Source organism: Rhizobium freirei PRF 81, from assembly GCF_000359745.1.
Classification (GTDB): domain Bacteria; phylum Pseudomonadota; class Alphaproteobacteria; order Rhizobiales; family Rhizobiaceae; genus Rhizobium; species Rhizobium freirei.
Window position 1 is genome coordinate 51,746 of the sequence record NZ_AQHN01000062.1, and the last position, 13,484, is coordinate 65,229.

Below are 13,484 nucleotides of genomic sequence, written 5' to 3' on the forward strand. Positions count from 1 at the left end.
TATGACGAAGAACGGCATGCGCCTGACCGGCGTCCGCAAGAGTTTTGGCGGGCTCGAAGTCATCCATGGCATCGACCTCGACATACCAGAGGGCGCTTTCGTCGTCTTCGTCGGGCCGTCCGGCTGCGGCAAGTCCACGCTGCTGCGCATGATCGCCGGGCTGGAGGAAGTCACCGACGGCGAGATCGCCATCAAGGGCCGCGACGTCACCGATCTCGACCCATCCGAACGCGGCATCGCCATGGTTTTCCAGTCCTATGCGCTCTATCCCCATATGAGCGTGCGCGACAATCTCGGCTTTGGTCTGAAGATGGCGCGCACCGGAGCGGCCGAAATCGAGGCGCGGGTCAGAGCCGCTTCGGCGATCCTCAAGATCGACCACCTGTTGGATCGCCGCCCGGGCCAGCTTTCCGGCGGCCAGCGGCAGCGCGTTGCAATCGGCAGGGCGATCGTGCGCGAGCCGGACGTCTTCCTGTTCGACGAGCCGCTCTCCAATCTCGATGCGGAACTTCGGGTCTCCATGCGCATCGAAATCGCCCGGCTGCATCGCGAGCTCGGCAACACGATGATCTATGTCACGCACGACCAGACGGAGGCGATGACGCTTGCCGACAAGATCGTCGTGCTCAAGGACGGCAGGATAGAACAGGCGGGCAGCCCCCGCGAAGTCTATGAAGATCCCGCCAACAGCTTTGTCGCAGGCTTCATCGGTTCGCCGCGCATGAACATGATCGAGGCGCAGTGGGCCGGCAGTGGCCTTGCAAAAACCGCCGGCGGCTCCATCAAGGCCGACATTCGGCATGCAAGCCCGCCACTTGGCGAAACGCTGATGGTCGGCATGCGTCCGGAACATCTGACCGTCGTCTCCGTCAGCGACGACGCCATTCGGGTCAAGGTCGATTTCGACGAATATCTCGGCGGGACACGCTACCTCTATTGCCAGACGGAAGACGGCCAAAGCTTGATCACCGAGTACCGAGAAGGACCGGATATCCAGCGCGGCGACACGATCTATCTTCATTGCCCTCCCTTGCGTCGGCGCTATTTCGACGCGAAGGGAAACCGATTGCGCTGACATTTCTTCGGTCAAAGTGACGCTGGTCAGTCAATATGGATCAGGCGACCGCCTGGGCTCCGGTAATCTCGACCAGCGATCCACACATGAACGCGGCTTCGTCTGACGCCAGAAATGCGACCAGCGCGGCAACCTCGTCCGGCTTGCCGATACGGCCATAGGGCACCAACCTATCGAGATCGGCGATGGTGCGGCCCGATCGCCTGACGCCCGCCTCCAGCATCGGCGTATGAATTTCCCCTGGGCAGACGGCATTTACCCTTACCTTGTCTGGCGCGTAGTCTCGAGCCAGGTTTTGCGTGAAAGCCGCAACCGCCGCCTTCGTGGTGTTATAGGCGATGTGGTTGGGAGCCGGATAAAGTCCCCATTGGGACGCCGTGTTGACGATCGCCCCGCCGCCGGCTGCAATCATATGCGGCAGGGCCGCGCGGCAGAGATGGAACATGGAATCGAGGTTGACGGTGAAGCTGTCTTCCCAGTCCTCGTCGGAAAGAGACAGAAGGTTTCCGCGCCGATTGATGCCGGCATTGTTGACGAGAATGTCGAGGCGGCCGCGAAGGGCGAATGCCTGCTCGATAAGCGCATAGCACGGGCCTTTCTTCGAAATGTCGGCGGCAATCATGGTTGCGGCACCGCCTTCGGCCGCGATATCCCTGACGACTTGGGCGGCAGCCTCGGCGTTCACGTCGGTGACGACGACGAGCGCTCCTTCTGCGGACAGGCGACGGGCGATTGCCGATCCGATACCGCCGCCCGCACCGGTGACGACAGCGACCTTTTCTTCAAAACGCTTCATGAGAGGCTCCCCTTGTTTACCTGATATAGCTGCCGCCGTTAACGTCGAGTGTCGTTCCGTTGAGCGAGGCCTGCGTGGGACGCAGAACGAAGGCGACAAGTTCGGCGACCTCCGACGGCTCCGCCATTTCGCCGATCGGTATGTCGCCCACCGCAGCGCTCTTCCCGTGCTTTGCGACGAAGTCTTCGGCCATGTCGGTTCTCACCCAGCCGGGCGCGATCGCCACGGCCGTCACGCCGTCGGCGCCAAAACTTCTGGCGATCGATTTCGTCAGATTGACAAGAGCGGCCTTCGTCGCGCCATAGGGCATGGCATCGGCGGCATAGCCGCGCTGCCCGGCACGGCTTGCCATGTTGACGATGCGGCCTCCGCCATTTGCCTTGAAATGCCGGATGGCCTCCTTGGAAAGATCTGCCGCCGCGAAAAAGTTGACCTGGAACTCTTTCTGCCATGCAGCCTGCCAGTCATCGGCCGTGGCGTCGATCGATATCTCCGTGCGGATGCCGGCGTTGTTTACCAGCGCATGCACGCGCCCCGCCGCATCTATCGCCCTCGCCCACAGTTCGAACGGGCCTTCAGGCCTCGACAAATCCGCCTGGATGATCCAGCCCCGTCCACCGATGCGATCGAGAAGGTGGCGTGCCTTTTCCCTGTCCCGTCCGTAGTGAATGGCCACCCGGGCGCCTTCGGCGGCGAGGCGCTCGACAATGGCGGCGCCGATCCCACCTGATGCACCGGTGACAAGGATCGATTGACCCTCAAGCGGCTTGCTCATGTGCTCCTCCTCATTTCAGCAGATCGACCTGCGGTCCCCAGGTGTCGGATAGGGCGAACCCCGTGGCAAACGGCTCGTCGTCCGCGATGCGAAGTTCGGTACGGCCATAGACATACCCACGGCCGGTAATACGCGGCAGCACTGCTCGCCGCCCGCCGATTTCGGTCTCGCCGATCGCTTGCGCCTGGAACTCGCCACCGATGATGGAGCGCGACGTGCGGCTGTCGCCCACGGATACGGTCCCGCGTGCATGCAAGCTCGCCAGATTGGCGGAGCTGCCCGTTCCGCAGGGCGAGCGGTCCACCCTGCCCGGCTGCAGCGTCGTGCAAGTACGGATGGCGCCGTCCGCTTCGCTGTCGCGAAACATGACATAGGCAATTTCGTCGATCCCCGGCAGCGTCGGATGCCTGACCTCGACTTGCTCCGCAAGAAGCTGCTTGAGCTTGATACCGGCCTCGGCAAGAGCACGGGCATTGCCGGGTTCGATGGCGAGCCCGATCTGATGGACGTCAACGAGCGCATAATAGACGCCGCCGAAAGCGATATCGAGCTTGATCCGCCCCCATGCCGGCGTATCGATCTCATGATCGAGCAGTTCTGCGAAGCTTGGCACATTGTCGAGACTGACGCTCAGGCACCGGCCACCCTTACACCTCGCGTGAGCGACGACCAGCCCGGCGGGCGTGTCGAGGCGAACGGTGGTTTCCGGCTCCTGCATCTGCACCCTGCCGCTTTCAAGCAACGCCGTAACGACACAGATGCAGTTGCTCCCCGACATGGGATGTGCCCGGTCCGCCTGGAGCACGATGAAGCCAGCATCGGCGTCAGATCGGATCGGCGGCAGCAGGAGATTGACCGACATCGCGACGTTGGCACGCGGTTCGAAAGTGACGAAGCGCCGGAGGCTGTCATCGACCGTGTTGATATGGTTCATCTTGTCCAGCATGGTTGCGCCGGGGATCTCCGGCGCGCCGCCGACAAGCACATGGCCGAGTTCGCCTTGGCAATGGACGAGCAGCAGCTCGAGCGATTTCTCGAAACGCATCGACGCAATCCCCTACTTGATGTACCAGCCCCAGGGCTTGTCGGTGATGTATTTGGTGATCTGCTTGGTCTCCAGGTAGTTATCCAGGCCCCAGCGACCGAGCTCGCGACCGATGCCGGATTCCTTGTAGCCTCCCCAGGGTGCCTCGGTGAATGTAGGCTGCGAGCAGTTGATCCAGACGATGCCGGCCCGGAAAGCTGCGGCCACCCGCTCGGCGCGGACGTCATCCTTGGACATGACGGCGGCGGCGAGACCGAAACGGGAGTCGTTGGCAAGTTCGATCGCCTCCTCCTCCGTCTTGAAGGACCGTATGCAGACGACGGGGCCGAAAATCTCCTCGACCCATGCATCGCTGTCGAGCGGAACATCGGTCAGGATGGTCGGCCGGAGATAGTAGCCCTTGTCGAACCCTTCCGGACGGATGCCTCCGCAGGCGACGGTCGCACCTGCCTTGCGGGCGGCTTCGATTGCGGCAATGACCTGCTCGTATTGGCGCTTTGAGACCAGCGGGCCGAGCAGCACGCCTTCATCGAGGCCATTGCCGATCGTGATCGTGCCCGTTTCCTCTATCAGGCGGGCGAGCAGGCGCTGATAGATTGCCTCGTGAACGAGAACGCGCGAGGTCGCAGAGCAGACCTGCCCCTGGTTCCAGAAGATGCCGAACATGATCCATTCGACGGCCTGATCTATGTCGGCATCCTCGAAGACGACGAAGGGCGACTTGCCGCCAAGCTCAAGGCTGACGCGTTTGATGTCGCGGGCGGCGGCGGCCATGATCTTCGAACCGACGGGGCCGGACCCGGTAAAGGCCAGCTTGTCGACCCCCTTGTGATCGATGATCGCCTGACCAGCCACCGATCCGGCGCCGGTGACGATATTGAGGACGCCCGGCGGCAATCCGGCCTCGTCGGCAATGGCGGCGAGTTCCAGAGCGGTAAGGGATGTCAGCTCGGCAGGCTTGAGGACGACGGTGCATCCGGCGGCCAGCGCCGGAGCGACCTTCCAGGCCGCCATCAGCAGCGGATAGTTCCAGGGAATGATGGCGCCTGCAACGCCAATAGCCTCCCTGACCGCTTTCGACGTGAAGCGATCGTCGGCCAAGGCGATCGGTTCTTCAGGATTGTTGTCGAGTTGTTCGGCAAGTCCGGCATAAAAATCGAAGCAGCCCGCCGCGTCGGCGACATCCCAGTCCGCTTCGGGGAAAGGTTTGCCGTTGTCCAGGACTTCCAGGCGGGCAATTTCGGATTGCCGGGCACGAATGCCCTCTGCGATGGCGCGAAGATATTTCGCGCGCTCGGCACCGGTCAGCTTCGGCCAACCGTCCCGGTCGAAGGCACGACGAGCCGCCTTCACCGCCGCGTCGACGTCTTCGGCCGTCGCAGCCGCGATCGTCTGGATCGTCTCCTCCGTGGCAGGATTGGTCACGAGGCAGGTCCCGCCCCCGACCGGCTTCACCCATTTGCCGTCGATGTACAATTCTGTGCGCATGTCAAATTCCTTGCTTTCGGAATGGCGGCCGGCTCAAAAGCGGTCGACACGATAGGGTTTCATGTCCACGGGCGGCTGGACGCCCGTGACGAGATCGGCCATCAGCCGGCCTGTTGTCGCCGCGTAAGTCAGCCCGAGATGGCCGTGGCCGGTAGCATACCAAAGGTTTTTTCGCCTCGCGGACGGCCCGATGATGGGCACGGTATCCGGCAAGGCGGGGCGGTGGCCCATCCATTCCGACGCTCGGTGGGCCTGCAGTTCCGGCAACGCCTCCCTCGCCCGTTTCACCAGCACCTTGGCGCGACGATAGTCCGGCGGTGCATCAAGGCCCGCCATCTCCACGGTCCCGCCGACCCGGATCCCGCCGGCCGTAGGTGTCACCATGAAGGCTCTCGCCGGCCAGATGATAGAGTGGCGCATGGAGATCCCCGGCTCCGTGAGCTGGGTGTGATAACCGCGCTCTGTTTCAAGCGGTATGGGCTCACCGACCACCCTGGAAAGACATCCCGTGAAAGCGCCCGCAGCCAGAACGACCTCGTCCGCGACGATCTTTCGTCCATCTCGAAGCACCACGGCGGATATATCGCTTTCGCCATGCTCGAATCCAACCGCCTCACCCTGGTCCACGGAGCCGCCGAGCGCCTGAAACTTATCCGCGATGGCGACCACGAGTTTGTGAGGGTCGGCTATCGAGCGGTTGTCGGGAAAGAGGACGGCCTTTCCGATTTTCGTCGTCAGGGCGGGTTCCAGATCGCGTATCGCGTTGGCGCCAATTACCTCATAGCGGAAACCGAAGCGATCCAGGATCTCGATATGCTCCCGATCGGCGCGGAATTCCGCATCGTCAGCGTAAAGACTGAGGCAGCCTTCCTGGCTCAGCATGTGCCTTAGCCCGGTCTCCGCAAGCAGAGCGTCCAGATCCTCGTGGACGCGCCTGCAGAGCGCTGCCCCTGCGGCTTCCAGGGCGCGGAGCTTCGATGGCCGGCTTGCCGCCAGAAAGCGAACGAACCACGGCATCAGCCTCGGCATATAGGATGGCCGGATGCGCACCGGCCCTTCCGGATCGAGCATCCACTTCGGCATCTGCGCCCAGATGCCCGGCCGCGAGGCCGGCATGAATTCGGTGACGGCGATGCTTGCCATGTTGCCAAAGGAAGCACCGGTGCCCGGCTCATTCCTGTCCAGAAGCGTGACGACCCTGCCGCGACGCTGAAGCTCGTATGCGATGGCGGCGCCGATGATTCCGGCTCCCACGACCACGGTAGATGTCATGACGACCTCATGCTTGCTTAAGGGGCGGAGCGGTCTTGCCGCCCTCATCCTTTACCAGTTCAAGATCGGCTGCATGGCAGCCTTGAACTCGGCCTTCTCATCGGCCGTCAGTTCGCCGAGCGGCGCACGGCTGTTGCCGACCGGCAGGCCCTGAAGCTCGCAGCCATACTTGACCTTCTGCACGAACTTGCCGCTCTCGAGGATATTCATCGCGCGATAGAGCACGATCATCTTCTCGCGCGCACTTGCGAGATCGCCCGAGCGGAAGGTTCGATCGAGATCGACGCAGGCCTTTGCCATGCAGTTGGCAGGCCCGCAGATCCAGGCATCGGCGCCCCAGAACATGAAGTCGAGAGCAATGTCGTCAGAGCCGGAGATCAGGTCGATACGCCCATTGTAGCGGGAGTGGATATCGACCGCGCGCTGCAGGGAACCCGAGCTTTCCTTGATACCGAGAACGCGAGGGTCGTCGGCGAGCGCATCGAGGATGTCGAATCCTATCTCGATGCCATCCTTATAGGGATAGCTGTAGAGAACGAGGTTGATATCGGTCGCCTGGAGCACCCGGCGAAAATGCGCGAGCAGTTCGTCCTGTGTCGGGCGCGTGTAGAAAGGCGTCGCCAGCAAGACGGTGTCGTAGCCGATCTCCTTGGCCCGAAGCGTATTCTCGATGACTTCGCGGGTGGCCGGCGCATTTGTGCCGGCAATCAGGGCCTCGCCTTCTCTGGCGAAGTCCTTGACGAAGCGCAGCACATCGTCACGTTCCGGGTTCGACATTGCCGAATATTCTCCCGTCGACCCCATGGGCACCCATCCGGTCACACCGGCGGCGCGCAGCGCAGTCAGATGCTTTTCGAAGGCCTTGAAATCGACCCTGCCGTTCGCGTCGAAGGGGGTGATGAGCGCGGGCATGACGCCGGACAGTTTCATGGAAGTCTCCTGTATGTGAGGCAATTGCGTTTAGAGGGCGAGTTTCTTCAGTATGCGCGCCTCGATGAGCGAGACGGCTCGCGTCAGCGGAAATGCGATGACGAAATAGATCAGCGCGACCACGGTCAGCACCTCGACGGGTCGCGCTGTATTGTTCGAGATGTTCTGGCCGACGAACATCAGATCGGCCATGCCGACGGCCGAAACCAGGGCGCTTTCCTTGAACAGGCTGACGCAGTTCGAAAGCAGCGTCGGGATCGCGCGCAGGACGGCCTGTGGAAGCACGACGTTGACGATCTGGATATTCCGCGGGAGCCCGAGCGCAACACAGGCGTCCAGCTGCTCCGATCCAATCGACTTCAGACTTGCGCGAAAGGTCTCGCTGGTGATCGCACCCATATAGAGGGTCAGCGCAATCACACCCGATGCGAGGTTCGACAGCTCGACACCGAGCAACAGAGGCAGGCAGAAGAAGATCCAGAAGAGCTGGATGAGCACCGGCGTCCCGCGAAAGAACTCGACATAGATGCTGGAAACAGCCCGCATCGCGACGTTGCCGGAGGTTCTGGCGAGACCCACCAGAAAGCCGAGGGAGCATCCGAGCACAATGCAGATGAGCGTCAATTTGATCGTCATCCAAAGGCCGAGCAAAAGCGCATGCTCGAAGCGGAGAAGGATCGAGAAATCGAGTGTCATCCTGGCCTCCTAGCTGACGAGAAGTTGCCGGCGGCGTTCAAGGAAGCCGACGATCTGCGTGATCGGGAAGGACACGGCGAAATAGATGAGCGCGACGACCGTGAATGTCTCGATCGGTCGGTACGTTTCGGTCGCAAGCGTCTTTCCCTGGTACATGAGATCCTGGATTGCGACGATCGCGACCAGCGCGCTCTGCTGGAAGATGACGATGCCGTTCGTCAGCAGGACGGGGATCGAGGCACGGAATGCAGTTGGGAAGACGATGTAGAGAACGCGCTGCAGCGGCGACAGGCCGAGCGCGATACCCGCATCGAGCTGTTCGCGCGGAACCGCCTGGATCGCCGCCCGATAGGCCTCGGCATTGAAGGCCATGAGGTTCAGCCCGAGCGCCAGCACACCCATGGTGATCGGATCGAGGAAGACGTCGAAGATCATCGGGACGCAGTAGAAGATCCAGACGATCTGAACGATGGCTGGCGTGCAGCGGAAAAACTCGACGAACAGCATGAACGGCAGGCGGACAGGCCGATAAGGGCTCATGATCAGAAGGGCGAGCACAAAGCCCAGACCGATACCGATGACATTGGCCGCCGCGGTCAGTTCCAGAGAAACCCAAAGGCCCTGCAGGAGCGGCGCGATCGAGACTGCGTTGAAGTCGAAGGTGTAACTCACGCAACCGCCCCCTGCTGCTTGATGTGAAAGACGCGGTCGATAAATTCCTTGGTTCGTTCCTCCCGGGGAGAGCCGAGCACCTGTTCGGGAGGGCCGTCCTCGACGACCACGCCGCCGGCACAGAAGATCACGCGCGAGGCGATGTTCCTCGCAAACCACATGTCATGGGTCACGATCATCATCGGCATGTTCTGCGATGCCAGCTGAAGGATCACCTGTTCGACCTCGCTCACAAGCTCCGGGTCGAGCGCCGATGTGACCTCGTCGAAGAGCATCAGCTTCGGATCCAGCATCAGGGCGCGTGCGATGGCGACGCGCTGCTTCTGGCCACCGGAGAGCTGGGCCGGATAGGCCCGGGCCTTTGCTCCCAAACCGAACCGCTCGAGGAGAGCCTGGGCGCGGTTCGCCGCATGCGCCTTGGCTTCCCCGCGCACCTTGCATGGCGCAAGAACGAGGTTTTGCATCACGTTCAGATGCGGAAAGAGCGTGTAGTGCTGAAAGACCATGCCGATCGACCGGCGGACCTCCGTATCGATGAGGGTCTTTTTGCCCAGGCCTTCGGACGAAATATAGGCTTTCCCATCGAAGCTGATCGACCCGCTATCTATCTGCTCGAGGCCCATCATCACCCGGAGCAGCGTGCTCTTGCCGCCGCCGCTCGGGCCGATGACCACGACGCGCTCACCGGGCTTCATTTCGATGTCGATGCCTTTCAGCACCTGGACGGCTCCGTTGCCGTAGCTCTTGTGGAGCGCCTGCATTTTAACGAGGGGGAGACTGAAAGACGTGGTCATGGCCGATCTCGGTTTATCTGAACAGCGAGAGGGTGCGCCGGCGACAAAGCGCCGACGCCGGGCGGGACTTATTTTGCGCCCTTGAGAACTTCGCCGACGGCCTTGCGGATCAGTTCGTCGACATGACCGGTGGCAACCTTCTCCTCGAGAAAGATGTTTGCGACTTCGACATCCGAGGCCGACATGTTGTGCGGCAGGCCGAAGGAGACGCCTTGCTTGGCAAGCGCAGGCTTCGGGTTGAGGGCCACGGCCCAATCGGGATTTGCCTGGGTGAGAAGCTGGTTGGTATCGGATGCGTCGACCAGAATGTCGGCTCGCTTCGAGGTAAGGGCCAGCCGCGTCTCGTCATTGCCCGGAAGGCGCATGATGGTTGCGCTTTTCACGGCTGCAGAGATCGCCTTGTCCTGGGCCGTGCCGGACATGACTGCGATCGTGACGCCAGCCTTGTCGATGTCGGCGACCGAAACTGCGGTCGCCGGGATCTTCGAATTGTTCTTATTGTAGGCGAGCGAGATCTGATATTCCATCGCCGGGATCGAGAACTGGACCGCCATGGCGCGGGTCGCCGTGCGGTTCAGCGCCAGCGAGACGTCCCATTTTCCGGCCTGAAGACCGGCAACGATATTGTCCCAGGTCGTATCGACAAACTGCGGCTTCACCTTGAGAACATCGGCGAATTCCTTGCAGAGATCGGCAAAGAAGCCCGAATATTCGCCCGTTGCCGGGTCGCGCATGACGTAGGGCGGAGCAACCGCCGCACCGCATCTCAGGACACCGGCCTTCTGCACGCCCTGCCAATAGCCATCGGCGGTCTGAGCATAGGCGCTGGTTGCGGAAACGCCTGCCATAAGGGCGAGCGCGGGCAACGCCCGCAAGGCGGACGTGATCAACTTCGAAAGCATCGGCATTCCTCTTTTGCTGTGCGCGAAGCGCGGTTCCACTCGTCGGCTTTGGCCGTTTCTTTTCAATTTTCTGTCGGCTGCGTGTCGACTGACAAATTTATGTCAACACCGTGTCGACAAAGTCAAGCGAAAAAATTACATTGCCGACACGCTGTTTTTCTGGCCCAATGTCATATGTGCGAATGAAAGGGACTTAAGTGTCTGACGAGACTGAAGTGAAACGGGTCCGGGGAACCGGCTGGAAAAGCGTCTATGAAACGCTGCGCAACGAGATCCTCGCCCTCACCCTGCCGCCGGGTCAGCTTCTCGATGAAACAACCCTGGCCGAGCGCTTCGACATGTCGCGATCGCCGGTGCGCGAAGCCTTGATCCGCCTGGGCGCGGACGAACTCGTCGTGACATTGTCCAACCGCAGCACGATCGTCGCACCCATCGAAGTGGGAAGCTTTCCAAAGTATGTGGAGGCACTCGACATCGCCCAGCGGATGAACACGCGCCTGGCGGCGGCGCTTCGAACCGATACCGACCTGAAGCTGATTGCCAAACGGGAAAAGGCATTTGCGACCGCCGTGAAAGTCGGAAATCATCTGGCGATGTCGGAGGCGAACAAAGAATTCCACATGGCGATCGCCTATGCGGGAAAGAACCACTATCTGGCATCTTTCTATGAGAAGCTCCTGTCGCAGGGTCAGCGCATGCTGCACCTGCATTTCGAATATCTGGAACGCACCCACGAGGGGTATCTCCTCACGGACGAGCATAGCCTGATGCTGGAGGCGATCCGGGATAAGAACGTCGACCTGGCAGATGAGCTCGCCCATGCTCACACCCGCCAATTCCAGGATAACTTCATCAATTTCATGCGCGAGAACTATACGACCGACGTCCCGCTCGGACCCGCGCGAGCTGCGGAGTAGATGGCAGATATGAAGACGATCGGCTTTGTCGGAACCGGTGCGATCACAGAGGCCATGATACAGGGCCTATTGGCCGAGCCGGCACATGTCTCTAAGGTCTATGTCTCGCCTCGCAACGCGGACATCGCAGCAAGGCTTGCCGCCAAATTCGACGACGTCACCGTGGCAGCAGACAACCAGACGGTGGTTGATCACAGCGACATTGTGGTCCTCGCCATACGTCCGCAGATCGCCGAAGAGGTGATACGCGCGCTCCGTTTCAGGAATGAACAACGCATCGTCAGCGTCATCGCCACGATGGAGCGGCAAAACCTGCTCGATTGGATCCGGGCCGAGATAGATTTGGTACAGGCGATCCCCTTGCCTTTCGTCGCAGATCGCCGGGGCGTGACCGCCATCTACCCGCCTAATCCCCAAATTGCCGCCCTCTTCGATGCCCTCGGCACGGCCGTTCAATGCGAATCCCGAAAGGAGTATGATCTTCTTGCCGCTGCCAGCGCCATGATGTCGACCTTCTTTGGCGTCATGGAGTTCACGACCGACTGGCTGGAAAAGAACGGCCTCGGTCGACCGAAGGGGCAAGCCTATATCGCACCGCTTTTTGAAAGCCTCGCTCAGCGGGCCAATGGGAAGACTGTCCATTCGTTTCATTCGCTCAGCGAGGAATTCGCGACAAAAGGTGGGCTGAACGAGCAGGTCCTGTCGGATTTCGAGACGAAGGGTGGACGCGCCGCATTGGTCTCGGCGTTGGATCGGGTGTTGGCGCGCATCGAGGGGCGCGACCACAATCTGTGAGAGCGCATCCCGGAGGGGACGTGGATTTAGACTTTCGACCAACGGCACCGTTGAAGCGACCAGATTATCGATGGCCTCAAACGCAGCCCTCGATAGGAGGCAAACTGGAGCCGTTATTCGACGTCAAGATCAAAGAAATGCTGGGTCGCCAAAGCGGCTGCACCCCGCGCCCAGGAACCCGGCACCCAATCGGGAAGCAATTCGGGCGTGTTCAAGAAGACATATTTCGCCATCGAGCGACGGATCGGCTCGAGAATCGCGTCGCCAAACTGCATGGCTTCGCCACCCGCGATCAGGACCTCGGGATCAAACAAATTTACGAGATCCGCCAGGTGACGCCCAATCAATTCTCCGGCTTGCGCCATGATTTCAAGGGCATCCGCATCGCCAGTCTCGACCGCGGCGGCATATTCGTCACGCGTTGCCTTTGCGCCTCGGCGCAGGCCCCACTCATCGATCATCGCGGCCTCTGCCGTATGCGCCTGAAGGCAACCCCTTCGTCCGCATTCGCAAAGCCGTCCGCCGGGAACCGTGATGATGTGACCAAGCTTCCCCGCAAGGCCATGGCTTCCGTGATAGATTTCGCCATCCATGACCAGCGATGATCCGACCCCGGTTCCGACTGCGATCGTCGCGAAATTGCTGTAGTTGCGGCCAGCTCCGAAAAGCCGCTGCGCGACGGTGAAGGCGCTGATGTCGTCGTCGATCCAGACCGGGATATGGACCTGCTCGCGCAACAATTCGGGGAAGGCCAGATTACGCCAGCCAAAACGCGGGCTCTGGATGCAGATGCCTTTGACCGCATCCACCTCGCCGGGGATGGAAACGCCGACGCCCATCACGGGCGAGCCGGTGCGACCCGCATCGGCCAGAAGCTTCGGGATCGCTGTTGCAATGGCCTCGACCATGGTTTCCGGCCGCGTGTCCGGAACCGGCATATCGAAAGATGCGATCGGCGTCGTCGCCAGATCGGTCAAAACACAGTCAATGCTGTCATGACGAAGCTTGAACCCGACAGCGAGATGGCCGCCATAGTTGATGTCGACCGGCACCGGCCGGCGCCCCGTTGCGCCCGGCTGCGCCTTTCCTTCGACGACGAGCCCCTCCTCGATCAGTTCCGTGACCACGAAGGTCACGGCCGCCGGGCTCAGGCCAGTCACCGTTGCGATTTCGGCGCGCGGCATCGGGCCGCGGTTTCGCAGCAGGTTAAGAATGAGCCGCCGGTTGAGAGCTCTAGAGGTACTGGGGTTGCCGCGCACGGTGATCCTTTAAATTTATTTTGTAAATTAACTATTGTTGCCTCTCGCAAGATACGGTATGCAATAGA

The 13,484-nt window shown here is 61.2% G+C and carries 14 protein-coding genes; 3 read left to right on the forward strand and 11 right to left on the reverse strand.

Going from position 1 to position 13,484, the window contains the following annotated elements:
* Position 1 precedes the first annotated feature (1 nt).
* On the forward strand, positions 2 to 1,075 hold the full coding sequence (locus RHSP_RS16230; protein ID WP_004119270.1) for an ABC transporter ATP-binding protein: 1,074 nt from the start codon (positions 2 to 4) through the stop codon (positions 1,073 to 1,075).
* Positions 1,076 to 1,115: 40 nt separating this feature from the next.
* Here RHSP_RS16230 and RHSP_RS16235 read toward each other — a convergent pair whose 3' ends face one another.
* From RHSP_RS16235 to RHSP_RS16280, 10 genes are all read right to left on the reverse strand, one after another.
* Positions 1,116 to 1,871: an SDR family NAD(P)-dependent oxidoreductase gene (locus tag RHSP_RS16235; RefSeq protein WP_004119273.1), complete on the reverse strand. Its 756-nt coding sequence runs from the start codon at positions 1,869 to 1,871 to the stop codon at positions 1,116 to 1,118.
* A gap of 16 nt (positions 1,872 to 1,887) precedes the next feature.
* Positions 1,888 to 2,646: an SDR family NAD(P)-dependent oxidoreductase gene (locus RHSP_RS16240; RefSeq protein ID WP_004119276.1), complete on the reverse strand. Its 759-nt coding sequence runs from the start codon at positions 2,644 to 2,646 to the stop codon at positions 1,888 to 1,890.
* 10 nt (positions 2,647 to 2,656) lie between these two features.
* Positions 2,657 to 3,691 carry a proline racemase family protein gene (locus RHSP_RS16245; RefSeq protein ID WP_004119278.1) on the reverse strand — a complete coding sequence of 345 codons (1,035 nt, stop codon included), beginning with the start codon at positions 3,689 to 3,691 and terminating at the stop codon, positions 2,657 to 2,659.
* Positions 3,692 to 3,703: 12 nt separating this feature from the next.
* The gene (locus RHSP_RS16250; RefSeq protein ID WP_004119280.1) at positions 3,704 to 5,179 is read right to left on the reverse strand and encodes an aldehyde dehydrogenase family protein; all 1,476 of its coding nucleotides are present in this window, start codon (positions 5,177 to 5,179) and stop codon (positions 3,704 to 3,706) included.
* Between the two features lie 33 nt (positions 5,180 to 5,212).
* On the reverse strand, positions 5,213 to 6,451 hold the full coding sequence (locus RHSP_RS16255; protein WP_004119294.1) for an NAD(P)/FAD-dependent oxidoreductase: 1,239 nt from the start codon (positions 6,449 to 6,451) through the stop codon (positions 5,213 to 5,215).
* Between the two features lie 51 nt (positions 6,452 to 6,502).
* Positions 6,503 to 7,381: a dihydrodipicolinate synthase family protein gene (locus RHSP_RS16260; protein WP_004119296.1), complete on the reverse strand. Its 879-nt coding sequence runs from the start codon at positions 7,379 to 7,381 to the stop codon at positions 6,503 to 6,505.
* Between the two features lie 30 nt (positions 7,382 to 7,411).
* The gene (locus RHSP_RS16265) at positions 7,412 to 8,077 is read right to left on the reverse strand and encodes an amino acid ABC transporter permease (protein ID WP_004119298.1); all 666 of its coding nucleotides are present in this window, start codon (positions 8,075 to 8,077) and stop codon (positions 7,412 to 7,414) included.
* A gap of 9 nt (positions 8,078 to 8,086) precedes the next feature.
* Positions 8,087 to 8,749, reverse strand: coding sequence for an amino acid ABC transporter permease (locus tag RHSP_RS16270; RefSeq protein WP_004119302.1), 663 nt, complete (start codon positions 8,747 to 8,749; stop codon positions 8,087 to 8,089).
* Positions 8,746 to 9,543: an amino acid ABC transporter ATP-binding protein gene (locus tag RHSP_RS16275; RefSeq protein ID WP_004119306.1), complete on the reverse strand. Its 798-nt coding sequence runs from the start codon at positions 9,541 to 9,543 to the stop codon at positions 8,746 to 8,748. Before RHSP_RS16275 ends, RHSP_RS16270 begins: the two co-directional genes overlap by 4 nt.
* Positions 9,544 to 9,611: 68 nt before the next feature.
* Positions 9,612 to 10,445, reverse strand: coding sequence for a substrate-binding periplasmic protein (locus tag RHSP_RS16280; protein ID WP_037152497.1), 834 nt, complete (start codon positions 10,443 to 10,445; stop codon positions 9,612 to 9,614).
* A gap of 197 nt (positions 10,446 to 10,642) precedes the next feature.
* On the opposite strand from RHSP_RS16280, the gene RHSP_RS16285 reads away from it, so the two are divergent.
* A complete protein-coding gene (locus RHSP_RS16285) occupies positions 10,643 to 11,362 on the forward strand; it encodes a GntR family transcriptional regulator (RefSeq protein WP_004119315.1) in 720 nt (239 codons plus the stop codon).
* The gene (locus RHSP_RS16290; RefSeq protein WP_004119316.1) at positions 11,363 to 12,157 is read left to right on the forward strand and encodes a pyrroline-5-carboxylate reductase; all 795 of its coding nucleotides are present in this window, start codon (positions 11,363 to 11,365) and stop codon (positions 12,155 to 12,157) included. It begins immediately after the preceding gene.
* Between the two features lie 113 nt (positions 12,158 to 12,270).
* Here the strand turns inward: RHSP_RS16290 and RHSP_RS16295 are convergent, their stop codons facing one another.
* Positions 12,271 to 13,416 (reverse strand): ROK family transcriptional regulator, encoded by a 1,146-nt coding sequence (locus tag RHSP_RS16295; RefSeq protein WP_004119317.1) that lies wholly within the window; start codon positions 13,414 to 13,416, stop codon positions 12,271 to 12,273.
* Between the last annotated feature and the right edge of the window lie 68 nt (positions 13,417 to 13,484).